This is a genomic window from Legionella lytica (assembly GCF_023921225.1).
In the GTDB taxonomy this organism is placed as follows: Bacteria; Pseudomonadota; Gammaproteobacteria; order Legionellales; family Legionellaceae; genus Legionella; species Legionella lytica.
Window position 1 is genome coordinate 2,655,645 of sequence record NZ_CP071527.1, and the last position, 26,251, is coordinate 2,681,895.

Genomic DNA, 26,251 nt, shown 5'->3' on the forward strand with positions numbered 1-26,251 from the left:
CAGCCCAGCCTACTATGACTAACCTAATTCCGCGACAAAAGAAGAACGGCGTTTGGGTTGCTGCTCCACATGCTCCTCAGCCAAAGCCTTATCATTAACAATCTTCGTGACACAGGCATCAGACCAAACATTAAGCGCAGTTTCCAACATATCAATTAAACCGTAGAAGGGCAAAATGATCCCCATCAATTCAACAGGAACATTCATACTAGACAACAGGCTAATACTAAGGAAAAAACATCCCATAGGCACACCTGCATTACCAATTGCCGCAACAGTAGCTACCACGACCCAAAGTGCCATTGTGGCATAAGTAATAGGCATCCCATGATTTTGCATCAGGTAAATTACAGTAGCAAAAATAAATGCAGCACAACCGTTCATATTGATGCTCGTGCATAATGGTAAAACGAAACGACTCACGCCCGGTTTCACCTCTAGATTATTTTCTATGGTGTTCATCGTCACAGGTAAAGTTCCGACCGAAGACTTAGAAAAGAATGCTACAGATAAAGCAGGTAACATAGCTCGCATTGCTGCAAAAGGCTTAATTTTATTTTTCTTAAGCCATAAAGGCAGAACAACAAATCCTTGAACCAGGTTTGCCAAGACAATGATTAATAAGTATTGCCAAATTCCCTTAAGATCCTTACCTGAATGTAACTGAACCACCGTGGACGTCATAAATCCAAATAAACCTAAAGGAATAATTGCTATAATCCAGCGAGTCATGACTAAAAACATGCCATGAGCACCACGGAAAAAAGAAGTCAATGTCTCGCGTGCACCATCTTCAGGAATTTGACGAACCGCAATACCAATAATAATACTCAAAAATAAAACACCCATAACCTGTTGCTCAAGGAATGGAGCTAATAAGTTAGTAGGAATAATATTTGCCAAATGTCCAACGTATCCCAAACTATTAGCTGATTGAGCAATGTGTTGCGCATTGATATTTACTTGTACTGAGCCAGGATGAATTAAGATATACAAAAGACAACTAATCGATGCTGCAATAATAGTCGTTGAAAACGTGTATTTAATCGTACGTTGCCAAATTTTTTTCATTAATCCATCAGTTGTATAGTTCGCTAAGGTCACAATAATGGATAAAGAAATAATGGGTAAGCTAATGCACTTAAAAAGTTTAATAAATAAGTCAGAAACTAGTAAACCAATATCTTTTAAAAATGGGATACCCGACATACCGCTTAAAATCCCCAAACCGATCATCAATGCATAGATAATTGGGGTACTTAACATGACATTTTTCTTTTGATGGTGTGCTGCACACATATTAAATCCTTAAATAAACAGGTAAAAACAGAAAAAAACTAAATGTGATTAACAGCAGCAACAACAAGAAGAAAGGAACTTAGCGTTTAAGTTTCTAGAGTGAAAAATCATGTATCGGGTGTGTAGATGCATATAAACCTTTGATCTGATTAAAATATGTACAACGAGTGCTTATTCTAACACATCCTACGCCAGCGTCAAGAGAATTTAATGCGACTCGTCAATATATTAGGCTCTGTTTTAAGCGTATAACCCGTCGGTAAGCCTCTTCAATGCGGTGAGGATGGATCTTTTGAGTTAACACTAAGTGTTCTATCCGTTCAATAACCTCAGGGGCAGTAATTGTATCCCATTGATTTGAAAAAATTATCATGTCTGATCCCGCATTAATTGTCAGATGCAAGGCCTCATCCAGGGAATAGTGAGCGGTAATTGCTTGCATTTGCAAGTCATCACTAATAATGACCCCATCATATTTCATTTCTTTACGTAATAAGTCAGTCAATATTGCATGAGATAAAGTAGCAGGCAAGCCTTGTGGGTCTAACTTTTTGTTAATAACATGAGCCGTCATAATCATGGTTGGCTGATCAACATCCCTTACTAGCTCATAATATGGGACTAATTCAGCATCTGAATAAGTCTCAGTTACATCAACAAAACCCTCATGCGAATCCCCTACAGCACTGCCATGACCTGGGAAATGTTTATAACAGGTCGCAATACCATAACGATGAAATACTCGCACAAACTGACGTGCAAGACGGATAACTATTTCCGGGTTGTCTGAAAAACTGCGTTGCATCGCGCCAATAATGCCTCGCTCATCATGCATGTGTAAATCCACCACTGGAGCGAAATCTAAATTAAATCCCAGAGAGCTAATAGTTTCTGCCATTTGACTAAGTTCAGCATCCAATGCATCCTCTGCTAAATGAGCCATGTTTAAGGCAGACATCGTGGCCATGCAGTCTTCAACATGAGCTAATGGATCAATAGTTCCTCCTTCATAATCAATCGCGGTAAATAAGGGCATCCGATTATTATCTTCATCATAGTGTTGTGCAGAATAATGATTCAGCTGATGAATTAATTGCTTTATTTGTTGAGGATTCTTTAAATTCTTGCCGTAATCACCACTGGCTATATCGCGATCAAACAATATTACCCCACCTAAACCATCTTGTGATAACCATTCTGCAACAGGGCTTCGATCATGAATTTCACTGCCAGCAAATCCCATAATCAGCATTTGACCAATTTTATTTCTTAACGTAATCAATTTTTTGGCGTCCTCGTAAATAGTGAGTATCATTCTCATCGATGCAGGAATGACAAATCTTTAACTTAATGGCAATGCCCCTTTCCCATAGCTGGGAAAGGAATTTGGAGATTATAATTGTTTTGGCGGAATCGGTGGAATATTAGCAAAATCACATTGGCAATTATTTGTTGCTTCAGGAGGTAATGGCACTGCAGCAAAGTCAGATGGGTAACATACTGAAACATTCCATGCTGAATCTCCAGGTTTTACCTCATGAGGCAAAGACCAATAATTTTTCGCCGAATAAACCTTTCCTTTTTCACTTTCCCAAAAATAAGGAGAATAGCGAGCACGATACATTAACTTCTGTCCATTAGTTTCACAGGGGAAGGTAACTCGTCCCCAAGCTTCACCTGCAGGTACCGTAATTGTAGTTAAAACTTTTGCGCTTATGGCGTCCATTACCTCAACTGTCACGTCATATTTTAGCCAGCAATTATCTTTTGCTAAAGTATAATAGCAAGTAATTGCCCACAACGGGCTTACGAATAAATACGTCAATGACAAAATAACAAGTCGCATGAACATAATTTAATTCCTTTAAAACCATTGATCATCTTCATTTTAGTATACACGATATACAAATATAAATATTCAATGCAATAAAAACATGCATTCTGAGTGTATAAGGGTTGATTTTATTAGCTGACATGTATAAGCTTGCCGCAATGGAGAGATGGCCGAGCGGTCGAAGGCGCACGCCTGGAAAGTGTGTATACGGCAACGTATCGAGGGTTCGAATCCCTCTCTCTCCGCCAAAAACAAGGGTCACTGCCCCTATTCCCAGCAGATATAAACTAATGCATTTAGGGATAAAACAATGAAGAGATACTTTGCACAACTATCTACTGCGGTAGGAATTTTGTTTTCATTCACTAGCCACGCAGTAAGCTACATACCGACACTCACGTCTCAAGACCAGCCATGGTCAGTCACAGCTAGTGTTGGCAGTGCTCATTACCAAGTTGTTGCGAATGATAAAAACTCTGCCTTAGGCAGATTGGCTCTGGGTAACGAATTGTTACTAGCCGGTGATATCGCATTAGGCCTTGAGTTAGGGCTGCAAACAGGTAATAAAATTTGCCTCACTATCCCTAAAAAATCACTGAACCTTCTACGTGCGACTCCGGTACATACCACATTATCTCCTGTTCTAGATCTATTAATTACCACCAAAACAGATCCTTTGTTTAATAGTGCATTTTTCGCACAGCTAAAAGGCGGTATTGCTTACCGACATTGGAAAATTAATCGTATTCCAGTTAATGAAATCTCTCAATTAGCAGGTGAAGTACAAGCCGGGTTTGGTTACCCAATTACTGCTTTAGCCAGTTTAAACTTGTTATATCAAGGAATTTACGGAAATAAACCCAATGCTCAGTTGGACCCATCTTCTAAAAGAACAAATCTAGCCAATATCCCTACCCTGCATGCAGTTTTAGTAGGGCTTTCTGTTAATTTGTAACTCGCTTATGACGTCATTGCTAACTAAGTGAAGCAATGACGGAAGAACATTAAAAATCGTTCCTATAAATAATGCCCCTCTTCCACATGTTTTCTTAGCACAAAAGACTATATTTCTAATATATGGTCTATTTTCGAACAAATAGGTGTTATCATGAAAGAAAATCATTTTGCCTATAAAGTAACGCGCGGCTCTTGTGGCTTTCTTTATCCTCATTTCGAGCTACAAAAAGAAAAAATGGTGGATTTACTTTCTGAAATAGAAAAGCAACACTATGATGGGTTATTTTGGGTGTTTAAACAATTTAATAACAATCCCCAAGAGCAATTATGCATTGTCGATTGTACGAATAACCGAATCTATTATCATTTTTCCGGCGAAGTTGAGAATTTGCAAGAAACCATTAAACGATTAACACACTAGACTATTGATGATACCCCTCTCACGCTCATTAACGTGAAGGTTTGCGATTATAAAAAAGTGCCTCCTTAAGAACAATGTTTACGATTAAAAGCCGTAGGCTGTATTAGCGGCGCTAATAAGGAATACATCACGTAAAAGCTCCGGCAATGAACTATTAGATTGATTTTTATCATGCCCAAAAAAACACCCACCTTTTGATCAAAAATAACCCATCCAAACTCTAGACAAATGATAGATTTTTAGTCACCATGCGACCCCAGACATAAATCAAGACAGGTGAGTCAGTATGCATTTTAAAAAATATTTACGCTTTATTTTCGGCTTCATCGCATTAGTATTCTTATCTAGCGCTTATGCAAACACCAAACCACAAGTCGTGGAAAGTGAAACCGCCATTCAGAACGCGGTGTTAGTTCATATTAATACCTATCGCAAACAACATGGTTTACCTCCCTTAAAAATGGATAACAACATGGTACGAGAAGCCAAACAGCATTCACTAGATATGGCTGCTCATAGAATGCCTTTTGGCCACCAAGATTTTTCCAAGCGCATAACTCGTCTGCACAAGCAGATAAAAAACACGGGCGCAGGCGCAGAAAACGTTGCTTATAATTACAAAAATGCTCAGATCGTAGTTCAGCAATGGCTACGTAGCTCAGGCCATAAAAGAAATATTGTAGGAAATTACGATCTAACCGGTATTGGCGTGGCTCGCGACAAGCAAGGCAAGCTTTATTACACGCAACTATTCCTACGTACAACCAAAGAAACCCCTCGAGTTTCTACCCATGCAACCAGAAGAGCCCCCTTCGGCGTTTCATTTGGTGGCATTTCATTTAGACGGAGTGCCTAAAGACAATAAAAAGGCCATTACACAATCTTTGCAATAAAATGCGTGAATTTATTGGCATTCCCATACAGACTGACCTATGATTGAAGCATAGACGGTACACATTGTTCAGCCAACATCACGACATTGGGAGCCAGATTGAGAGTGTTGTGTGCATGCTTAGAAGGTGTAAGAAGCCTAAAATACTCCGGAGGAGTCCACCTTAGTGAATAAGGACTGTACTCAATCTTACTGTCTATACCAATTCGGACAAAGGGCGTAGTGATACGCCCTTTCTTTATTTGGAACACAGGCTATTTATCGATAGGACCCGTTTTCATTTCGCTAGTCCGAGCCCAAAGAAGTTGATTGTCGAGCACCAAAGGGCAGTATAGGCCTACTAGGTGAGCATCGGAGCACAAAAATCAACTCATTTTGGCCGGGATAGTAGAAAGGCAAATAGGCCCTAGAAAAAGAGATTAAATTACAATAAGATAAAAACTTAATTTAGGTAAAGGATTTGCCATGATTATCGCAGCCCTATTGGAAAAAGGTCACGAAACACGAGTAGCGATTACTCCTAATTCTGCAAAGCACTATATTAAATCAGGATTTGAAGTAGTCATTGAAGCAAATGCAGGCCAAGCTTCTGGCTTTGCTGATAAAGATTACGAACAGGTCGGTGTACAAGTCAGTAAAAACCGAAAATCAATCCTGGAAAAAACGAACGTTCTCCTTTCTATTAATGAACCCAGCCCCAAAGATTTAGCAGGCTTACCTGCTGGAGCGCTGATCATTGGCCATATTGATAATGAACCCCAAGCTGAACTCATTACCTGGTGTTTGCAACACAAAATTAGCCTATTATCAATGAACTTAATTCCAAGGATTAGCCGTGCTCAAAGCATGGACAGCCTATCATCCCAGGCAAATCTCGCTGGATATCGGGCAGTATTGGAGGCCACCAACCAATATCAACGCGCAATTCCAATGATGATGACCGCAGCAGGAATGATCCAACCTGCTAAAGTACTTATTCTTGGCGCTGGAGTTGCAGGGTTACAAGCTATTGCGACAGCCAAACGCTTAGGTGCTGTAGTTTGCGCCTTTGACGTACGGCGTGCAGCTAAAGAGCAGGTTGAAAGCCTTGGCGCAGAATTTGTGGAAGTCAGCCAAGAACAAGACAGCGAAACTAAAGGTGGTTATGCGTCTGAAACCAGTGACGAATATAAAAAACTTCAAGCAGAACTTATCGATCAATACGCAAAAATGGCTGACATTGTTATTTCTACAGCCTTAATTCCCGGCAAAAAAGCCCCTATTCTCGTGTACAAAAACACAGTAGAAGGAATGAAGCCTGGCTCCATAATTGTTGATCTAGCAACCTCACGAGGCGGAAATTGCGAGCTCAGCGTAATGGATGAAACAATTAAACATGGAAACGTTACCATTATCGGTCTTAGTAATATGGCGGGTCTGGTACCTGCGACAGCTAGTGAGCTCTATGCGAATAACTTGGTTCATCTCATGAATTTATTAACGGATAAATCCACTGAGGTACAATTTAATCCAGAAGATGAGATCATTCAGCAAGCAATTCTTTGCCATCAAGGTCAATATTTACCGTTCCAGGCAACTAAGGAGACACAAAATGCATGAGAGTTATGTTACCGTACTCACCATTTTCGTTCTGGCATGCTTTGTAGGATATTACGTGGTATGGAAAGTAACTCCTGCGTTACATACTCCATTAATGTCAGTTACTAATGCGATTTCCAGTATTATCATTTTAGGCGCCCTCATCGCGGCCGGAAGTCAATTTATAGGGCAAATAACCTGGATAGGTGGTTTTGCTATATTTATCACGTCAATTAATATTTTTGGTGGCTTTGTGGTCACACAACGCATGCTAAGTATGTATAAAAAATAAGTAGTACGTCACCCAATCTACCTACGTCTCGCGGTACGTAGGTACTCGGAGTGACTTTTTATAAAAATAAAAATAAAGGATGGATTCTTATGACAAACCTGGTTCCCCTATTTTACTTATTGGCGGCTATATGCTTTATCCTAGCGCTTAAAGGCTTAGCCAGCCCAGTCAGTGCACGAAAAGGAAATCTACTGGGAATCACAGGGATGATTTTGGCAGTAGGTTCCACGCTGATGATGCCAACAACACACCATCATCTAATACTAATATGTTTAATCATTGCCGGGGGTATCATAGGTACCTTTATTGCCTTAAAAATTAATATGACCGCCATTCCACAATTGGTAGCCGCCTTCCACTCATTAGTGGGTATGGCGGCGGTTCTCGTGGCCTTCTGTGCTTTCCTTGCCCCTGAGTCATTTCACATTGGTTCTGCTGGCGATATTGCCAGAGCAAGCCTTGTCGAAATGAGTTTAGGCTTAATTATTGGAGCGATTACCTTCTCAGGCTCAGTAATCGCATTTTTAAAATTACAAGGCATCATGTCCGGGGTGCCCGTAAAATTTCCAGGCCAAAACGGTGTAAACCTGCTTATTGCACTAGCAATTTTAGCCACCTTAGTTGTATTTTTTATTAACCAAACACTAACCTTCTTTTGCATCATGGCGGGTTTGTCTTTTTTAATTGGCGTACTACTCATCATCCCAATTGGTGGCGCAGACATGCCGGTGGTAATTTCCATGCTAAACTCCTATTCAGGATGGGCTGCTGCGGGTATTGGTTTTACATTAAATAATAATCTTTTGGTAATTACTGGAGCCTTGGTTGGTGCCAGCGGGGCAATCCTAAGTTATATCATGTGTGTGGGCATGAACCGCTCTATATTCAATGTGATTTTCGGTGGCATTCAATCCTCTGGTAGTTCAACCCAGGCGATCGCCGGAGCTGAATCACGCAACGTTCGTCAGGCGAATGGTGAAGATGCCGCGTTCCTACTCAGCAATGCTAAAGACGTGATTATCGTACCGGGTTATGGTATGGCTGTAGCTCATGCGCAACATGCTGTAAAGGAACTGGTTGATGCCTTAGAAAAGCGCTCAATTCGCGTACGCTTTGCGATTCATCCAGTAGCAGGCCGTATGCCTGGCCATATGAACGTATTGCTTGCAGAAGCGAATATTCCTTACGACCGAGTGTTCGAACAAAGTGAAATCAACCGTGATTTTGCAACCTGTGATGTAGCCTTTGTCATTGGCGCCAATGATATAACCAACCCCGCTGCAAAAACAGATCCCAGCTCCCCCATTTATGGAATGCCTGTTTTAGAAGTAGAAAAAGCGAAAACTGTACTATTCGTAAAACGTAGTATGTCACCAGGTTATGCTGGAGTAGAGAATGAGTTGTTCTATCATGATAATACCTACATGCTCTTCGGTGATGCCAAAATGATGACGGAGTCCATTTCCAAAGCTCTGGAAGAATTATAATAAAACCCTAACCCGTATTAGCACAGCATAATACGGGTTACAAATTGGTTCAATTATAAGCTTGGTCTCTTATAAATAAGCTCCAAGTTTGCCAAATAAACAAAAAAACGGTATCTTAACCAGTTATTTTTACTTTGGAGTTATTTATGCTAAGAAAAATAGGCTTCGGTTTATTATGTATGGCTGCCTCTTTAAATACTCATGCTTATTCTTTAGAAAATAATGAAATTCAAGCACGTGCGATTACTGTTGAGTATGAATTTCTACCCAACCAACCGCTAGTGCTGGCAAATTACATGTTTTGGACTATAAACGCTAATTGCATAATTACTACTGAAAATTCCAGTGCCCCATTGAATGTCATAGCTTTAGCTAAAAAAGGTAAAATTAATGATATTCCTGTAACTGCGGGTGACTCTATGCAGGTTCCAGTATTTAACGGGGAAACGTTGAGATTAAGCGCCGATTCAGGGGCTCGTGTTGAAATTACTAATTTAGGCGAGCTTACTGTTAAAGCAAGTTGTACAACATCTTAACTGTAGGTTAGGCCCATGGCCTGAAGTATCGACTGGTTTTATTTGAACAATTTTTTGGATGAACTATTTTCAAATAGAAAACGTATCATCCTCTAAAAAGCGGAAAACTATCCATAATTAAGCCATATTTTTAAATATGACACGTGGATTCTGTCTTCATGAAAACGATAATAAAAATGAGTCGATACCTCAGGCCCAACCCGCAAGATACCAATATAATCCCTAACGAATCCCATTAGCCCGGCAAATATACCGCTCAATATCCTGATTCACCCCATTAATCACATCCTGCTCATCTCTATCCGGCTGAATCAAATCATACAACTCAGAACGTATAGTTTCTTCATTCCCCTGATTAAAACTACGCGATACAGCCTCTTTAAGAGTACTTCCCTCTTTACTCACAAACAAGGCACATAAGGCCTTTATTTTTTCTGTATTAGGTTGCTCAACACTCTTTAAAATAGAACGATAAAAACGAGCTCGACTTAGTTCTACCGGGCTATGATATCGTGGACTAAAGCTGCCATTATGGAAAAACTGGACCCCAGGGTTTTTATGATCTTCAAGATAGGTTTCTATTCCACGAATCGCTCTCTGCAATACGTTAGGTAAATTTCTTTGATTAATTTCCAGTACGGATAAATTAAAGCGCTGTACCTTTTCCAAGTAAGCAGCAAACATTAGCGATGAGTCAGTCCCTGATGGGGCTGAGTATGCAGAATCATCAAATTGATATTTATTGCCCTCAAACTCAATTTCACCATTCTTAGCTAAGCGTCCTTGCTCAATAACCAATTGCCGATGCGGTACCACCAGTCGAGGAATAATCTGCTGCACCATTATTTTTTCATTAACCAAATTAGCAAGAGGCATATATTCAGGCTTAAAAACATCGCGTGTACGAATAACTTCCAGTGTATCGGCCATATTCACCAAGTGCCTTAAAAAATCGATTTTAGAGTGAATATGCTGGTATTTACGTTGAAATTCTTTAGGGTCATCCTTATGACGAATGGTGTCGGCTATTAGCGTTGCTAAATCAGCACGAATATTCATTTGCATTATAAAATTACGACAATTATCCGCACTTTTAGCATCCCATAAATCAATGCCATCCCCTTCTCGACCTGAATCATGCAATAAAACCGCAATACGAATTAAATCCAGTAAATAGTCCTGACCAATGCGATACGTTTGCGCAATCTCATCTAATGCAACCGTATATCCCTGAACATATTGAATATAAATCTCATCAATCTGGCTAATTAGTTCTGCCGCTGCAAGCACGTGCAGTAAACCATGGGAGGAGCGAATACGAAATAAATATCGTTTATCGTCTGAAATCAATTCTCTTAAAGGTTGAGGAAGCGGAATTTGCAAACGTTTGAAATTAACAACCGACATGGGTCTGGAGTAGAAATAATAATTAATACCCTCAATTAATTCATTCTCGTTTTGAATTTCGCTAAAAATTGGCATTTTCCCCCCAACCGCCATTGATTATTAAAACATAACAATAATTGTAGTCGTAGTTGAGACGTACGGAAAGGTAAAAAACATGAATGAGGCAGATCACGTAACTCAGATTGGACGAAGTCATAATACGGGGCATTGTGGCACCAATCCCCGTATTAGATTGAAAAATTAATGTTCTCGTGTAGCGTGGAATTTAATTTTTGGATAACGTTCTTCAGCCATAGTTAAATTAACGCGCGTTGGTGCAAGATACATCAGTGCATCACCGCCATCTAACGCCAAATAATCATAAGCCTTAGTGCGAAACTCCGCCATCGCTTTATCATCTTCAGCATAAACCCAGCGTGCACAAGTAATATTAGCGGCTTCATAGACACAATCTACTTTATATTCATGTTTTAAACGATGTGCAACTACATCAAACTGCAACACCCCTACAGCACCTAAAATCAATTGGTTACTGTTTAAAGGTCTAAATACCTGGGTTGCGCCCTCCTCGGATAATTCAATTAACCCTTTTAATAAAGCCTTGCTCTTTAAAGGATCGCGCAAACGAACTAAACGAAATAATTCGGGAGCAAAATTCGGAATGCCCGTGAACTTTAATTGTTCTCCTTGAGTGAACGTATCTCCAATGCGAATTGTACCGTGGTTATGTAAACCAATAATGTCACCCGCTAGTGCCATTTCGGTGTGCGATCGATCGCCGGCCATAAAGGTTAAGGCATTAGAAATCTGCACTTCTTTACCAATACGTAAATGGGATAACTTCATCCCTTTCTTGTAAGTACCAGAGCATACTCTTAAAAAGGCAATTCGGTCGCGATGTTTTGGATCCATATTCGCTTGAATTTTAAATACAAAGCCAGAAAAAGCCTCTTCATCAGCAGAAACCATACGCTCTTGAGTCGCTCGTGCCTGTGGGCCTGGGGCATAACTAACATAATCATCTAAGAGCTCTTTAATGCCAAAATTGTTGATTGCCGAACCGAAGTAGACTGGTGTCATTTTACCAGCCAAATACTCTTCTAAATCAAATTCATGCGATGCACCCTTAACGAGTTCAATTTCATCACGCAACTCTTGAGCACTATCTCCAAGTAGCTCATCTAATTGGGGGTTATTCAACCCTTTGATTTGTAAGGCATCTTGCTTTTGGGCATTCTTACCTGGTTCATAAAGATAAACCGTATCTTGATAGCGATGATAAATACCTTTAAAGCGCTTACCCATCCCAACTGGCCAGGTTACTGGAGCACATTTAATACCTAGAACTGATTCCACCTCATCCAATAAATCAATAGGCTCACGACCCTCGCGGTCCAATTTATTAATGAACGTCATAATGGGTGTATCGCGTAAACGACATACTTCCATTAATTTAACGGTTCTATCCTCAACCCCTTTAGCCACGTCAATAACCATTAGTGCCGAATCCACCGCAGTTAGGGTCCGATAGGTATCTTCCGAGAAATCTTCGTGCCCTGGAGTATCCAGCAAGTTCATCACATGCTGGTTATGCACAAACTGCATCACCGAGGTCGTAATCGAAATTCCACGCTCTTTTTCCATTTCCATCCAATCTGAAGTGGCGTGTCTATCTGCTTTACGGCCTTTAACTGTCCCAGCCAACTGAATAGCACCCCCGAATAACAATAACTTTTCAGTCACGGTGGTTTTACCAGCATCAGGGTGAGAAATGATCGCAAAAGTGCGTCGTGTATTGAACTCCTGATAAAAATCAGACATGAAACTCTCTACATAAAAAGGTATTTAACATAGAGTGAATTTTAAGACATTCCCCATTAATTACAAGGAAAATCCCCTCTCCTGGAAGCAGAAAGAGGGGTAAAGAAGGATTCGTAAACCTGTTTTTTACAAATAACAGCCTATACCATCGTAACCAACGATTTGGCAGGATTTGTAAGCAGTTTGATCGAGACGATAACTAACAGAACCATATGACGCAATTATACTTCCATCTTTATGCTGTACAAGCTGTGGTTTTTGGTAATTTATTAGGGGTTCACATCCTGCGTGTACCTGTACCCAAACAACCTCCCCATCCTGGATACGTTGTGCCGCTGCAGATAGACCATTAGCACCACAATCTTGAGTTACTAATTGTTTTATCTTAGGAGAAGTGAAGAGCACATCATAAGCAGCGATTGCAGCCTTCACAGCATTTTCAGCATCTAAAATTCCATGCCCACAAGGTTTTTTACCCACACATGATTTATTAGGGTCTGCACTGACGCCAAAACCATGAGTAGTAGTAAATAGAATTTGTTCTATTTGTTCTGGGCTTAAAACTTTATCGCTGGCAGAGAAAATTAATCCCGTCACGCCTGCCACATGTGGTGTTGCCATGCTGGTGCCTTGATAATAATCAAATCCTGAACCATTGTAGCCACCACCTGGATTTACTGTAGATAAGATGCCACCCCATAAGCCATAACGCTTATCGCCACCTGGTGCAGCCAAAGTAATTCCTGGGCCATAATTTGAGAAATAGGAGCGTAATCCTTCAGGACCAGTGGAGGCAACTTTAACTACGCCATTACAGACGGCAGGAGCGTTATAATGTTCCCAACGATTATCATTTCCTGCGGCAGCAATAAGTACCGCCCCTTGATTGCGCGCAAAAAAGACAGCTTCTTGCAGTGCCTGATCACAAAAATCAATTTCGTCCTTAGGACCTCTATCGACCCCAAAACTCATATTAAGTACTTTAGCGGGATGAACATTGTTGGGTATTCCAGGAACTTCACCGCCAACAGACCAATAAATTGCATTCACTACAGCACTTTCATAAAACATACCTGAAGCCGCAGGAATTTTCAGTGGTAAAATTTTTAGATCTTCACCCATGCCACTCATCACATTACCATATCCAGCAATCGTTCCGGCAACATGAGTTCCATGAAATGACTTAGTTTCATCGTTTAAATTATTATTGTTTGCAGCAAAATTCCATCCCCAAACTTTGCCCTCGCTATCTTTAACTAAATTATTGATTAAACTATCATGCATGACAATTCCGGTATCCAATACGGCAACCACTATTGGCTTTTTAGCTAATCCAGTCGTATAAGCCCATGCACCATCTCGTGAACCCGGCTTCGATTCCAGCATCACGCCTGCAGGACGCTCAAACTCATCCCATTGACTTTCATGAGTTAGTAAATCAACCAAGTTATACGTTTTGGGATCTGGAACTGGCGTAAAGTGACCTATTCGGTCTTTTACCGCATATAACACGTCTGGGTTTTTACGAAGACGTTCGAGCACAAGGGCGGTAGGATCTGTTTTGTCTTGAGTGAGGCTCGCTGGAGTATCCAGTATTAACGAATACGCTCCATTAGCCATTGGTTTGAGTTCTTTAACAGGTAACTGTGCAAATTGAAAAATTTGTGATTTTAATGAAGCTGTATTTTTTATTTGTTGTTTGTATTTAATAATAATGTGAATGCCGTCTTGATTAGGAAGAGCGAAAACCCCATGAGTCAAGGACAAAAGCCCTAAACCGACAATCCCTGCTTTAATGTGCATACCCCAATCTCCTTATAAAATGGATAAAGCGCAACTCAGTATAAGATAAATCGCAAAACAAGAATAGGGTCTGAATTTGTCTGATTAGGGTTCAAAAGAAGAACCATCTGGCTCATTCTTTAGTTCATCGTGCGACGATTTTATAGTGTGGAATTCGGCTTTAAAACGCTGGTTATTAAACATCGAGGTTACTTGCATTCGTTCTAATATTTGGTACAAATCTTTAGTTATCGTCGTTATTTCTGCTTCATTATCAGTTTGCGCAATTACTTCCCGCTTCTCAATGAGGAATTGATCCATGTTCACGTCATTTTTCGCGTATTTCTCAATGCCATGTAAAAAGGTTTCGCATACTTTTTTTGCTTGATCAACCACATGATTACTCACGATTTTATTTAAAATAGACTCCATGCTTACCTGAATTTCATCAAGTTCTGTTTCATTCCGGGCAGCATAAATTTGTTCATGTGTCTCTTGAACCAATTTATTAACAGATTGGTTATTGTAGGAAAAGTTCAGAACAACCAACTCATCAATATATTCTTGGCAATGTTCTTTAGCACGACTTAAATCATCCAAATCTTTGAGTTTTTGCAGATAGTCCAGCCCTTCCTGCACTGAATTATATCTCGTGGGATTGATTTTATCATTTAAATAATGATCCTTTTTTAGAGACATAGGCATTAGCTCATATTTAGTTACCCTATGATTTAAGTTTAGCCGCAATGTTTTATTTTACAACCAAAGAAAAAATAAGTTTGCTAGGAACAAAAGGGAATGTCGGGCCATGGGCCTGACATTCCCTCGCAGGGACACCATGAGCACCGAGAATTTCTTAAATTTTTAATAGCGATAATGCTCAGGTTTATAAGGTCCTTTAACATCAAGACCCAAATACTGCGCTTGCTCTTGAGTTAATTGCGTTAATTTCGCACCGATGCGTCCCAAATGCAGACGCGCTACCTTTTCATCTAAAACTTTAGGTAAAACATAAACCTGTTTTTCGTAGTTCGCAGCATGTTGGAATAATTCAATTTGCGCTAGAACCTGATTAGTAAAGGAGGCTGACATTACAAAACTTGGATGTCCGGTTGCGCAACCTAAATTAACTAAACGTCCTTCCGACAATAGAATAATACGTTTACCATCAGGGAAAATAACATGGTCGACCTGGGGCTTAATATTTTCCCATTGATACTGCTTTAAGCTGCGGACATCAATTTCAGAATCAAAATGACCAATGTTACATAAGATGGCTTGGTTACGCATACGCATCATATGCTCATGAGTCACTACATGATAGTTACCTGTTGCGGTAACCACGATGTCCACTTGCTCAGCCACATCATCTAAAGTAACGACTCGATACCCTTCCATTGCGGCCTGTAATGCACAAATAGGATCAATTTCAGCGATAAAGACCGTTGCTCCCTGTCCCCGTAGAGCTTGTGCACAACCTTTACCCACATCGCCGTAGCCTAAAATCAAAGCAACTTTACCCGCAATCATCACATCGGTTGCACGCTTTAATCCATCTAATAAAGACTCACGACAACCATAGAGGTTATCAAATTTAGATTTAGTCACCGCGTCATTCACATTGATCGCAGGCATTTTTAAATCGCCTTTTTTCGCCATTTCATAAAGGCGAGCGACTCCAGTCGTTGTTTCTTCAGAAACGCCTTTTATTCCTTCCAAAAGCTCAGGATGTTTTTCATGGATGACTTGCGTTAAATCACCGCCATCATCTAAAAGTAAATTAGGAGTCCAGTTACCAGGCCCTCTTAAAGTTTGTTCCACACACCACCAATACTCTTCCTCAGTTTCCCCTTTCCAGGCAAAAACAGGAATTCCTTCCGCAGCAATTGCTGCGGCCGCATGGTCTTGAGTAGAAAAAATATTGCATGAAGACCACCGAACTTCAGCACCCAGTGCTACCAAAGTTTCAATCAACACCGCAGTTTGAATGGTCATGTGCAAGCAACCTGCAATACGAGCGCCTTTTAAAGGCTTCGTTACCCCAAACTCTTCACGTAAAGCCATCAAACCAGGCATTTCCGTTTCTGCAATTGCAATTTCTTTACGTCCCCAAGACGCTAAGGACATATCGGCTACTTTATGATTCATAATTCCCTTAGTTACTAATTCCATGATTATATCCTTATAGTTAAATCCTTACAGTGCTTTCTGCAATAGAGCGACCTTATCTAAACGTTCCCAAGGAAATTGCTCACGTCCATAATGTCCGTACGTTGCAGTTTCTCTATAAATTGGGCGCAGTAAATTATGATGTTCAATGATACCTTGAGGAGTTAAATCAAAATGAGCATGAATTAACTCAATTATTTCATTATTAGCTAAACGGCCTGTGCCAAAAGTTTCCACAAAAACGGAAGTAGGTTCAGCAACCCCAATCGCGTAAGAAACCTGGATTTCACACTTATCAGCTAAACCAGCAGCCACAATATTTTTGGCTACGTGACGCGCAGCATAAGCAGCAGAGCGATCTACTTTTGAAGGATCTTTACCTGAGAAACATCCACCACCGTGTCTGGCTGTTCCACCATAAGTATCAACAATGATTTTACGACCAGTTAAACCACAATCCCCTAGTGGACCACCAATCACAAAACGGCCAGTAGGATTAATAAAATAACGTGTCTTATCAGTTAACCATTCTGCAGGTAAGGTCGTTTTAATAATTTCTTCACGTACCGCTTCCACTAAATCTTGATGGCTCACGTCTTCAGAATGTTGCGTTGAAAATACTACAGTATCTACTTCAACCGGCATACCATGCTCATAACGTAAAGTCACCTGGCTTTTAGCATCCGGACGTAACCACGATAGCTCACCTGATTTGCGTAATTGCGCTTGTTTTTCCATCAAACGATGGGCATAAGCAATCGGTGCGGGCATGTAGACATCGGTTTCACGGCTAGCATAACCAAACATAATACCTTGGTCACCGGCTCCTTGAAGTTTGGTTGTTGTATTATCCACACCTTGAGCGATATCTGGTGATTGTTTACCAATTGCAGACAGTACCGCGCAAGACTCCCAGTCAAACCCCATTTGGGAGCTGTTATATCCAATTTCCTTAACTACATTTCGTGTTACAGCCTCAACATCAACCCAAGCTTTAGTGGTAATTTCCCCACCCACTAAAACCATGCCTGTTTTAACATAAACCTCACAAGCCACTCGAGCTTTAGGGTCTTGTTCAAGAATAGCATCTAAGATCGCATCAGAAATTTGGTCTGCGATTTTATCTGGATGTCCTTCAGAAACCGATTCGGAAGTGAAGACAAAGCTTTCGTTCATTGTAAATCCTCTTTAAAGGGGGTTATCCCATTAACTTAATAAACTCATTAAATATTATTTCGATATCATGTGGTCCAGGGCTCGCCTCAGGATGTCCCTGGAAACCAAGTGCTGGTTTTTCTTTATGACGAATACCTTGTAAAGTTCCATCAAACAAAGAACGATGAGTCACTGCCAAACACTCTGGCAAGCTGTTTTCATCCACTGTGAATCCATGATTTTGGCTGGTAATAAATACGCGCTGGTTACCCTCAGTTTCAATAACTGGATGATTTGCTCCATGGTGGCCAAATTTCATTTTTTTGGTCTCACCACCACAAGCTAAAGCCAAAATTTGAAAGCCAAGGCAAATACCAAATACAGGAATACCCTGTTTTAAAAACTCTTGAGTTGCTTTAATTGCATAGTCACAGGCTTCAGGGTCCCCAGGACCATTCGATAAAAATATACCATCGGGTTCCATTGCCAATACCTCTTCAGCAGAGGTTTGTGCCGGAACAATCGTGAGATGGCATCCTTTATCATATAAAATGCGTAAAATATTGTGCTTTACACCAAAATCATAGGCAACCACGTGAAACTTTTGTGGGCGAGAAGCAGGCCCCCATTCTCCCCGTCCCTCATGCCAACGCTCCGTGGTTTTTCGAGACACCTCCAAAGCTAAATCCATACCTTGCAGTCCAGCAAATGATTTTGCCTTAGCTAAAACCTGTTCGGGATTGCTTACATCGGTACTAATACACGCACCGATTGCACCATGCTCACGCAGTCTTAGGGCTAAATCGCGTGTATCAATCTCAGCAATAGCCACTACACCGTGCGTCTTAAGCCATTCGCTAAGCGATTGTTCTGCACGATAATTACTGTGGGTAATGGCATAATTCCTCATCACTAAACCGGCTGCCCAAACGGTATTAGATTCCATGTCCTCATAAGTACAACCAGTATTACCTACATGGGCAGAAGTCAGAGTAATAATCTGGCGGGCATAAGAAGGGTCACTAAGCATTTCCTGATAGCCAGTTAAGGAGGTATTAAAAACTAGTTCACCAACACAGTCACCACTAGCGCCTACAGAAATACCTTCATACACCGTTCCATCAGCTAACACTAAAATTGCTGGTTGATTCATCATGGACACACTCTATGTTGTGTGTAATTCAGCCAACATAGTTTTAATCCTAAATAAAACTATGTTGACAGCACAAAAATGTGCATAAATTACACATAAAAATAATGCGCCATTGTAACTTAATTAACTTAAAATTTCATGTCTTCAAAAAATTTTTTCACTCCCGCAAACCATGAGCTAGTACGTGGTGAATGATTTGCCTTAGCATTTTCTAAAGATTCTTGTAATTTGGTTAATAAGTCCTTCTGCTCGCGAGAAAGGTTAACCGGAGTTTCAACAACGACTTTACATAATAAATCACCCTGACCATGCCCTCGTACAGACTTCATTCCTTTGCTTCTTAAACGAAACACTTTGCCTGTTTGAGTTTCCTCAGGAATCTTTAGCGTAACTCGGCCTTCAAGAGTCGGAACTTCAATAGAGCCTCCTAATGCAGCCGTGATAAAACTAATGGGAACCTCGCAATGCAAATCATTATCTTGGCGCTCGAAAATTGCGTGTTTTTTAACATTGACTTGCACATACAAATCACCAGGTCCGCCCCCATATATTCCAGCCTCACCTTCGCCAGTCAATCGTACACGATCACCGTTATCAACACCTGCGGGAATTTTAACTGTTAATTTCTTACTTTCACGGATACGACCTTGGCCATGACAGCCTGTACATGGGTCAGTAACTATTCTACCCTCTCCATGGCAACTTGGACAGGTTTGTTGAATTGAAAAGAAGCCTTGCTGAATTCGAACTTGCCCCATGCCATTACAGGTTTCACAAGTTTTTGGCTGAGTACCTGGTTTAGCACCCGAACCATCACAGACATTACATGCACCTTGTCTAGGCACAGTGATCTCAACGTCTTTGCCTGTAGCCGCTTCTTCTAGCGTTAAAGTGATGTTAAATTGTAAGTCCGCACCACGCTGGCCACGTGATTGGCGCCCTGCGCCACGGCCGCCAGAAAAAATGTTTTCAAAAATATCTTCGAAAACATCGCCAAAACCACCAAAACCACCACCGCCACCTCGTGACGGATCAACTCCAGCATGACCAAATTGATCATAGGCTGCACGTTTTTGTTGATCGGAGAGGATGCTGTATGCATTTTGAATTTCTTTGAACTTTTCTTCTGCGGAGGAATCACCGGGATTGCGATCTGGATGATACTTCATCGCCAGCTTACGATATGCTTTTTTAATTTCTGCATCACTCGCAGTTCGACTTACTTCTAAAAGCTCATAATAATCCCGCTGTTCCATAACTACTCACATATATAGATAAAATTAGTTTTAAAACCGTCTCGTAAAACGGAGTTTGGGCCGAAGGCACCAACAATAATCCCTATTCATTGCATTATAGCCACGAATAGCAATTATTGCTGGGCCTCTCGGCCCAATCAAGGTTTTACAAAACCCATTGAATAAACGATTACTTCTTATCGTCCTTAACTTCTTCAAATTCAGCATCCACAACCCCATCATCTGCTTTTGCAGATTCATGAGCGGGCTCTTCCGGTGCGCCACCTTGCTGAGTTTGACCTTCTGCTGATTTTTTCGCGTAAACACGCTCTGCCATTTTCGCAGAAGCATCAGTTAAAGTTTTTAATTTCGCTTCAATTTCTGCTTTATCAGTGCCTTGAACTGCTTCTTTTAATTCAGCAACTGCAGTTTCAATGCCTTTCTTCTCATCATCAGAAAGTTCCTCAGCTAAATCTTTCACTGATTTTTCACAGCTGTGGATCAAGCTATCAGCCTGATTACGAAGCTCTGCTAATTCTTTAAACTTCTTATCTTCTTCAACATGAGATTGCGCATCTTTAACCATCGCATCAACTTCTTCATCACTCAAACCACTGGAAGCTTTAATGACAATAGATTGCGCCTTACCGGTTGCTTTATCTTTAGCAGAAACGTTAAGTATACCATTCGCGTCAATATCAAAAGTTACTTCAATTTGTGGTACGCCACGTGGTGCAGGAGGAATATCACCCAAATCAAATCGACCTAAAGATTTGTTCGCAGATGCTTGCTCACGCTCGCCTTGCAATACGTGTACAGTTACTGCAGTTTGGTTGTCATCTGCAGTCGAGAACACTTGGTTTGCCTTAGTAGGAATTGTTGTATTTTTCTCGATGAGCTTGGTCATAATGCCGCCCATTGTTTCAATACCTAAAGACAATGGAGTTACGTCAAGCAAGAGAATATCTTTCACTTCACCAGACAATACTGCTGCTTGAATTGCAGCCCCCACAGCTACTGCTTCATCAGGGTTCACATCTTTACGTGGTTCTTTACCGAAGAACTCTTCTACAGTTTTTTGTACTAAAGGCATACGAGTCTGACCACCAACCAAAATAACTTCATTGATTTGTGATACAGATAAGCCTGCATCTTTCAATGCTGTTTTACATGGTTCGATAGTACGCTCAACCAATTTTTCAACTAAAGATTCTAACTTCGCACGAGTTAACTTAATGTTTAAGTGTTTTGGCCCCGTAGCATCTGCAGTGATGTAAGGCAAATTAACATCTGTTTGTTGTGCTGAAGACAATTCAATTTTTGCCTTTTCAGCAGCTTCTTTCAAACGTTGTAATGCTAATGGATCATTATGTAAATCAATGCCTGAATCTTTCTTGAATTCTGCAGCTAAGTAATCAATCAATGCTAAGTCAAAGTCTTCACCACCAAGGAAGGTATCACCATTCGTTGCAAGTACTTCGAATTGGTGCTCACCATCAACCTCAGCAATTTCAATGATGGAAATATCAAACGTACCACCACCAAGGTCATATACAGCAATGATGGAATCACCACGTTTTTTGTCCATACCGTAAGCAAGAGCAGCTGCAGTAGGCTCGTTAATAATACGTTTTACTTCCAGACCAGCAATACGGCCTGCATCTTTAGTCGCTTGACGTTGTGAATCGTTGAAGTAAGCAGGTACAGTGATAACCGCTTCTTTCACTTCTTCACCTAAATAATCTTCTGCAGTCTTTTTCATTTTACGTAAAACTTCAGCAGAAATTTGTGGTGGTGCTTTATCTTGGCCTTGTACTTTAACCCAAGCATCACCGTTGTCCGCTTTGATGATCTTGTATGGAACCATCTTAATGTCTTTTTGTACGACACCATCTTCAAAACGACGGCCAATTAAACGCTTAATCGCGAATAATGTTTTTTCAGGGTTGGTTACTGATTGGCGTTTTGCAGATTGACCAACTAGGATTTCACCATCATCAGTGTAGGCAACAATTGAAGGCGTTGTACGATGACCTTCACCGTTGTCAATAACACGAGGCTTATCACCTTCCATTACCGCGACACATGAATTAGTTGTACCTAAGTCTATTCCAATAATTTTTGCCATTCTATTCTTACTCCAAATTAATATTTTTCACTATGTGATGAAATTCATATGGGGTATATCCCCCTGATTTCAACCCATTTCCTGATTTATTTTTTTGATACAATAACGCGTGCAGGTCTAATGACGCGATCATTGAGCTTGTACCCTTTCTGGAATACGGCAATAACTGTATTCGGCGCAACATCAGGTGCATCTTGCATAGTCATTGCTTCATGTTCTTGAGGATCAAAAGGCATTCCCATCGGATCCAGTTGCTGTACATCAAATTTCTGCAATACATCGACAAATAATTTCATCGTTAATTCGAGACCTTCACGCATCGCAGTATCCTCTGCTTTAGCCGCCAATTGCAGAGCTTGTTCTAAGCTATCAATAATCGGTAATAAAGCGCTGACTAGTTTTTCAGCACCATATCGATGAGCATTAGCAATCTCACGTTCAGCACGACGACGAACGTTGTCTAACTCAGCCATAGCACGTACAGACTTTTCCCAATTTTCATGGGCTTTTTGCTCAGCAAGAGTTAATTGCTCGCTTAATTCTTTATAATTCGCATGCTCCAAGCCTTCTTCATGATAAACTGGCTCAGCAACATCACTTTGTTCTTCAGTAGGTTGCTCCTCGTGAGCTTGGTGTTCTTCTTTAAATTTATTCCAATCTTTTTTCTCGTGTTTGCTCATCCAAATAACTCCTGACTAACCTGAACTCTACACATGGGGACAATAACTAGAAATTTCAAGGCCTGATTTTAAAATAAGTATTGAATGGCTGTTTGCCTATCCAGGATGTAGCCCGTATTACCGCAGCGTAATACGGGATTGTCCCCCCTACTTACGACTTCGAAGAAAATGGAGACATAATGAGCAAGGGCCGGTCTACATTTAGCTAGCTTGAGCCTCAATGCTCCGATTTCTGGATACCGAAACTCAGCATACACCAACATGTGAGCATCGGAGCACGGAAATCGGAGCACGGAAATCGGAGCATTGAGGCCTAGAGAGTAGAAATGTAGGCAGGCCCTGTTGCAGTATGTGTCCATTTATTCCATACTTAGACACCGAAAAAGTCACTTGGATTTATTATGCAAAAATGGTCGCCGACTTCCTGGCTCCAGCGCTCCTATTTGCAAGCTGCAAACTATGCTGATGAAACCCAGCTAAAAAAGGCTGTGGATCAATTGGGCCTGCTGCCACCACTGGTTACCAGTAGTGAAGTAAAACATTTAAAAAGAGAAATTGCTCGTGCGGGACGAGGTGAAGCATTTATTCTTCAAGGCGGTGATTGCGCCGAGTCATTTAATGATTGTCGTCCAGAGATTATCAGCAATAAGTTGAAAATCATGCTGCAAATGAGTTTGATCTTATTACATGGTCTGCGCAAACCCATTATTCGCGTTGGCCGCATTGCCGGGCAATACGCTAAACCACGTTCTTCTGATTTTGAAACAATTGATGGAATTACTTTACCCAGTTATCGCGGTGATTTGGTTAATTCGCCAGAATTTACCGCAGAAGCTAGAGAACCTAATCCTAATTTATTGCTTCAGGCATACAGTTACTCAGGCATTACCTTAAATTTTATTCGTGCTTTACTGGATAGTGGTTTTGCCGATTTGAATCATCCTCAACGTTGGGATTTAAGCTTTGTAGAACATTCTCAACAAAAAGAAGAATACAAAACCTTGGTTAATTCAATTAGCGATACTTTAGATTTTCTGGAAACTATTGATGGTATTCAATCCAGTAATTTATCGAAAGTTGATTTTTATACCTCACATGAAGCACTGCATCTGCATTATGAGCAAGCTTTGACTCGACAATTAGAGGATGGTTTATGGTATAACTTATCCACGCATCTGCCCTGGATTGGTATGAGAACAGCCCAAGCTGACAGCGCTCATTTAGAGTTCTTACGCGGTGTACAAAATCCTTTGGGCATAAAAATTGGCCCTAGTGCTACGCCAGAGTGGCTGCAAGAGGTACTAGAGATTGCGAACCCTAATCGGGAAGAAGGTCGTCTTTTATTGTATACGCGTTTGGGCGCACAACAAATCGATCGTCTATTACCTCCACTGATTGAAGCAGTGAAAAAAACGAACATTCCCGTGACTTGGTCTTGCGATCCGATGCATGGCAATACTGAAAGTACTGCAGATGGCATTAAAACACGTCATTTTGATAATATCCTTTTAGAGTTACAACAAGCCCTGGAAATTCACCGTAGCATGGGCAGTTATCTAGGTGGGGTTCATTTTGAACTAACTGGCGATAACGTCACTGAATGCATTGGCGGGGCCCGCGGTTTAGCAGCTGATGATCTGAAAACAGCATACCATAGCTTGGTGGATCCTCGTTTAAACTATGAACAATCAATTGAAATGGCATTGCAATTGAGTCGTCAGTTTAGGGGCTGATAAACCCCTCTCCCCATAAGGTGTAAGTTGGGCCATGGGCCTAACTTACACATATAGATTCCACGAATACGCCGCAAAACGTCCTTCACTGGTGATAAAAAGGACTAAACTCATGCACCGCCTCAACCATCGCAGCCACATGCGCGGGAGGCACATCTGGAGTAATACCATGTCCTAAATTAAATACATGCCCAGAACCATGTCCATAAGATGCTAATACCTTTTGAACCTGTTCACGAATACATTTCTCTGAGCTTAACAATACAGAAGGATCTAAATTACCTTGTAAAGCTACTTTATCCCCTACTCTACGACGTGCTTCACCCAAATCACAGGTCCAATCCAAGCCCAAAGCATCACAACCTGTAGCCGCCATACGCTCTAACCATTGGCCGCCCCCTTTAGTAAATAAAATAACTGGGATCTCAGGATAATTAGCTTTCAACTGTTGGATAATTTGCTGCATGTAAGCCAGTGAAAATAATTGGTAATTTTCTGGGGTGAGTATTCCACCCCAAGTGTCAAAAAGCATTACGGCATTAACACCTGCCTTGATTTGCTCTCCCAAATAGTCCGCTACAGATACAGCCAGTTTCTGCAATAAAAGATGAGCTGCATCGCTTTCGGTATAAATCAGCTTTAGAATACGCTTAAAATCTCTGGTGCTCTGCCCTTCGACCATATAACAAGCCAAAGTCCATGGACTACCCGCAAAACCAATCAGAGGAAGTTCTTGAGGCATTTCCTTACGAATTAGACGCACAGCGTTCATCACATAAGCTAAAGATTCAGTGGTTTCAGGTACTTGTAACTTTTTAATTGCCTCAAGGTCCCGTACTGGGTGCTGAAAACAAGGACCTTCTCCTTCAGCAAAATACAAACCCAAGCCCATCGCATCAGGAATAGTTAAAATATCAGAAAATAAAATCGCGGCATCCATCGCATACCGTCGCAATGGTTGTAAGGTTACCTCGCAAGCTAATTCTGGATTCTTACATAGACTTAAAAAATCACCAGCCTGTGCTCGTGTTTGTCGGTATTCTGGTAAATAACGACCCGCTTGACGCATCATCCATATTGGTGTTCTTTCCACAGGTTGGCGTCTTAACGCTCGGAGAAATAAAGATTGGTTTAGATCATACATAGTGCGACCCCAACATTATTAAAAATGTGCATATCTTATCATAAGCAATACAAATCAGACTTAATTAAGAAAGAAAATTTAGGTAAAATAGTTACAAACCAAATGAGTAGGAAAAAAGTGGATACTTTACATATTAAAGGCTTAAAAGCAAACACCCGCATTGGCGTATATACCTGGGAACAGCACATTGACCAACAATTACTTATTGATATTAGTATTGATACCGACTTAAGTTCATGCGAAGAAGACCTTAGTAAAACTATTGATTATGCAGCTCTTTGTGAAACAGTCACTCAATTTGTAGAGTCGAACTCATTTCAACTTATTGAAACAGTGGCTAATCAAGTAGCTCAATTCGTCCAGGGAAATTTTAAAGTAACTCAACTTACTGTAGGTGTAAGTAAACCTCATGCAATAAAAAATGCGGATAATATTCAAGTCGTTGTGCGCCGCTAAGTCTTATTAAATCGAGATCACAAAGTAAAAAAATACACATCAATGCCTAAGAATGATACTATCGCTCCCCTATTGGCTAGAAGAGAGTCATT

Annotated in this window: 23 protein-coding genes and 1 tRNA gene; 10 read left to right on the forward strand and 14 right to left on the reverse strand. The window is 40.7% G+C overall.

All coding sequences use genetic code 11. From position 1 onward, the window contains the following. Positions 1 to 18: 18 nt before the first annotated feature. The 3 genes from J2N86_RS11700 to J2N86_RS11710 all read right to left on the reverse strand — a co-directional run bounded on the left by J2N86_RS11700 (position 19) and on the right by J2N86_RS11710 (position 3,151). Positions 19 to 1,299, reverse strand: a complete 1,281-nt coding sequence (locus J2N86_RS11700; protein ID WP_252579646.1) for a dicarboxylate/amino acid:cation symporter — start codon at positions 1,297 to 1,299, stop codon at positions 19 to 21. A gap of 220 nt (positions 1,300 to 1,519) precedes the next feature. Beyond that, positions 1,520 to 2,581 (reverse strand): glycoside hydrolase family 3 protein, encoded by a 1,062-nt coding sequence (locus J2N86_RS11705; RefSeq protein WP_252579647.1) that lies wholly within the window; start codon positions 2,579 to 2,581, stop codon positions 1,520 to 1,522. 111 nt (positions 2,582 to 2,692) lie between these two features. Continuing rightward, a complete protein-coding gene (locus tag J2N86_RS11710) occupies positions 2,693 to 3,151 on the reverse strand; it encodes a hypothetical protein (protein WP_252579648.1) in 459 nt (152 codons plus the stop codon). Positions 3,152 to 3,293: 142 nt separating this feature from the next. Here J2N86_RS11710 and J2N86_RS11715 point away from each other — a divergent pair. The 8 genes from J2N86_RS11715 (at position 3,294) to J2N86_RS11750 (ending at position 9,296) form a co-directional block, all read left to right on the forward strand. Further along, positions 3,294 to 3,381, forward strand: a tRNA-Ser gene (locus tag J2N86_RS11715). 62 nt (positions 3,382 to 3,443) lie between these two features. After that, positions 3,444 to 4,088 (forward strand): hypothetical protein, encoded by a 645-nt coding sequence (locus tag J2N86_RS11720; protein ID WP_252579649.1) that lies wholly within the window; start codon positions 3,444 to 3,446, stop codon positions 4,086 to 4,088. A 153-nt stretch (positions 4,089 to 4,241) separates the two neighbouring features. Next, positions 4,242 to 4,511 (forward strand): hypothetical protein, encoded by a 270-nt coding sequence (locus J2N86_RS11725; protein WP_133135837.1) that lies wholly within the window; start codon positions 4,242 to 4,244, stop codon positions 4,509 to 4,511. Between the two features lie 286 nt (positions 4,512 to 4,797). Beyond that, positions 4,798 to 5,367 (forward strand): CAP domain-containing protein, encoded by a 570-nt coding sequence (locus tag J2N86_RS11730; RefSeq protein WP_252579650.1) that lies wholly within the window; start codon positions 4,798 to 4,800, stop codon positions 5,365 to 5,367. Between the two features lie 501 nt (positions 5,368 to 5,868). Further along, entirely contained in the window at positions 5,869 to 7,002 is a 1,134-nt protein-coding gene (locus J2N86_RS11735) for a Re/Si-specific NAD(P)(+) transhydrogenase subunit alpha (RefSeq protein WP_252579651.1), read from the forward strand. Continuing rightward, positions 6,995 to 7,273 carry a proton-translocating transhydrogenase family protein gene (locus tag J2N86_RS11740; protein WP_133135840.1) on the forward strand — a complete coding sequence of 93 codons (279 nt, stop codon included), beginning with the start codon at positions 6,995 to 6,997 and terminating at the stop codon, positions 7,271 to 7,273. Before J2N86_RS11735 ends, J2N86_RS11740 begins: the two co-directional genes overlap by 8 nt. Positions 7,274 to 7,362: 89 nt before the next feature. Continuing rightward, positions 7,363 to 8,760, forward strand: a complete 1,398-nt coding sequence (locus tag J2N86_RS11745; RefSeq protein WP_252579652.1) for an NAD(P)(+) transhydrogenase (Re/Si-specific) subunit beta — start codon at positions 7,363 to 7,365, stop codon at positions 8,758 to 8,760. Between the two features lie 146 nt (positions 8,761 to 8,906). After that, the gene (locus tag J2N86_RS11750; protein WP_252579653.1) at positions 8,907 to 9,296 is read left to right on the forward strand and encodes a hypothetical protein; all 390 of its coding nucleotides are present in this window, start codon (positions 8,907 to 8,909) and stop codon (positions 9,294 to 9,296) included. Positions 9,297 to 9,518: 222 nt separating this feature from the next. Here the strand turns inward: J2N86_RS11750 and J2N86_RS11755 are convergent, their stop codons facing one another. The 10 genes from J2N86_RS11755 to grpE form a co-directional block, all read right to left on the reverse strand. Beyond that, positions 9,519 to 10,778: a hypothetical protein gene (locus tag J2N86_RS11755; RefSeq protein ID WP_252579654.1), complete on the reverse strand. Its 1,260-nt coding sequence runs from the start codon at positions 10,776 to 10,778 to the stop codon at positions 9,519 to 9,521. Positions 10,779 to 10,943: 165 nt separating this feature from the next. Further along, on the reverse strand, positions 10,944 to 12,524 hold the full coding sequence (locus tag J2N86_RS11760) for a peptide chain release factor 3 (protein ID WP_252579655.1): 1,581 nt from the start codon (positions 12,522 to 12,524) through the stop codon (positions 10,944 to 10,946). Positions 12,525 to 12,650: 126 nt separating this feature from the next. Continuing rightward, positions 12,651 to 14,327 (reverse strand): S8 family serine peptidase, encoded by a 1,677-nt coding sequence (locus J2N86_RS11765; protein WP_252579656.1) that lies wholly within the window; start codon positions 14,325 to 14,327, stop codon positions 12,651 to 12,653. 84 nt (positions 14,328 to 14,411) lie between these two features. Next, on the reverse strand, positions 14,412 to 15,005 hold the full coding sequence (locus J2N86_RS11770) for a hypothetical protein (protein WP_252579657.1): 594 nt from the start codon (positions 15,003 to 15,005) through the stop codon (positions 14,412 to 14,414). Between the two features lie 165 nt (positions 15,006 to 15,170). Then, entirely contained in the window at positions 15,171 to 16,478 is a 1,308-nt protein-coding gene (gene ahcY, locus J2N86_RS11775; protein ID WP_252579658.1) for an adenosylhomocysteinase, read from the reverse strand. Between the two features lie 24 nt (positions 16,479 to 16,502). Then, a complete protein-coding gene (metK, locus tag J2N86_RS11780; protein WP_252579659.1) occupies positions 16,503 to 17,651 on the reverse strand; it encodes a methionine adenosyltransferase in 1,149 nt (382 codons plus the stop codon). Positions 17,652 to 17,673: 22 nt separating this feature from the next. Continuing rightward, positions 17,674 to 18,786, reverse strand: a complete 1,113-nt coding sequence (carA, locus tag J2N86_RS11785; RefSeq protein WP_252579660.1) for a glutamine-hydrolyzing carbamoyl-phosphate synthase small subunit — start codon at positions 18,784 to 18,786, stop codon at positions 17,674 to 17,676. A gap of 125 nt (positions 18,787 to 18,911) precedes the next feature. After that, positions 18,912 to 20,039 (reverse strand): molecular chaperone DnaJ, encoded by a 1,128-nt coding sequence (gene dnaJ / locus J2N86_RS11790; RefSeq protein WP_252579661.1) that lies wholly within the window; start codon positions 20,037 to 20,039, stop codon positions 18,912 to 18,914. 169 nt (positions 20,040 to 20,208) lie between these two features. Further along, complete coding sequence (gene dnaK / locus J2N86_RS11795) at positions 20,209 to 22,146, reverse strand: molecular chaperone DnaK (protein WP_252579662.1); 1,938 nt, start codon at positions 22,144 to 22,146, stop codon at positions 20,209 to 20,211. A gap of 86 nt (positions 22,147 to 22,232) precedes the next feature. Beyond that, a complete protein-coding gene (gene grpE / locus J2N86_RS11800) occupies positions 22,233 to 22,826 on the reverse strand; it encodes a nucleotide exchange factor GrpE (RefSeq protein ID WP_252579663.1) in 594 nt (197 codons plus the stop codon). 401 nt (positions 22,827 to 23,227) lie between these two features. On the opposite strand from grpE, the gene J2N86_RS11805 reads away from it, so the two are divergent. Next, the gene (locus J2N86_RS11805; protein ID WP_252579664.1) at positions 23,228 to 24,559 is read left to right on the forward strand and encodes a 3-deoxy-7-phosphoheptulonate synthase class II; all 1,332 of its coding nucleotides are present in this window, start codon (positions 23,228 to 23,230) and stop codon (positions 24,557 to 24,559) included. 85 nt (positions 24,560 to 24,644) lie between these two features. Here the strand turns inward: J2N86_RS11805 and hemE are convergent, their stop codons facing one another. Beyond that, positions 24,645 to 25,703 carry a uroporphyrinogen decarboxylase gene (gene hemE, locus J2N86_RS11810; RefSeq protein ID WP_252579665.1) on the reverse strand — a complete coding sequence of 353 codons (1,059 nt, stop codon included), beginning with the start codon at positions 25,701 to 25,703 and terminating at the stop codon, positions 24,645 to 24,647. 117 nt (positions 25,704 to 25,820) lie between these two features. Between hemE and folB the strand changes: the two genes are divergently transcribed. Continuing rightward, positions 25,821 to 26,159 carry a dihydroneopterin aldolase gene (folB, locus tag J2N86_RS11815; RefSeq protein ID WP_252579666.1) on the forward strand — a complete coding sequence of 113 codons (339 nt, stop codon included), beginning with the start codon at positions 25,821 to 25,823 and terminating at the stop codon, positions 26,157 to 26,159. The last annotated feature ends 92 nt before the right edge of the window (positions 26,160 to 26,251 follow it).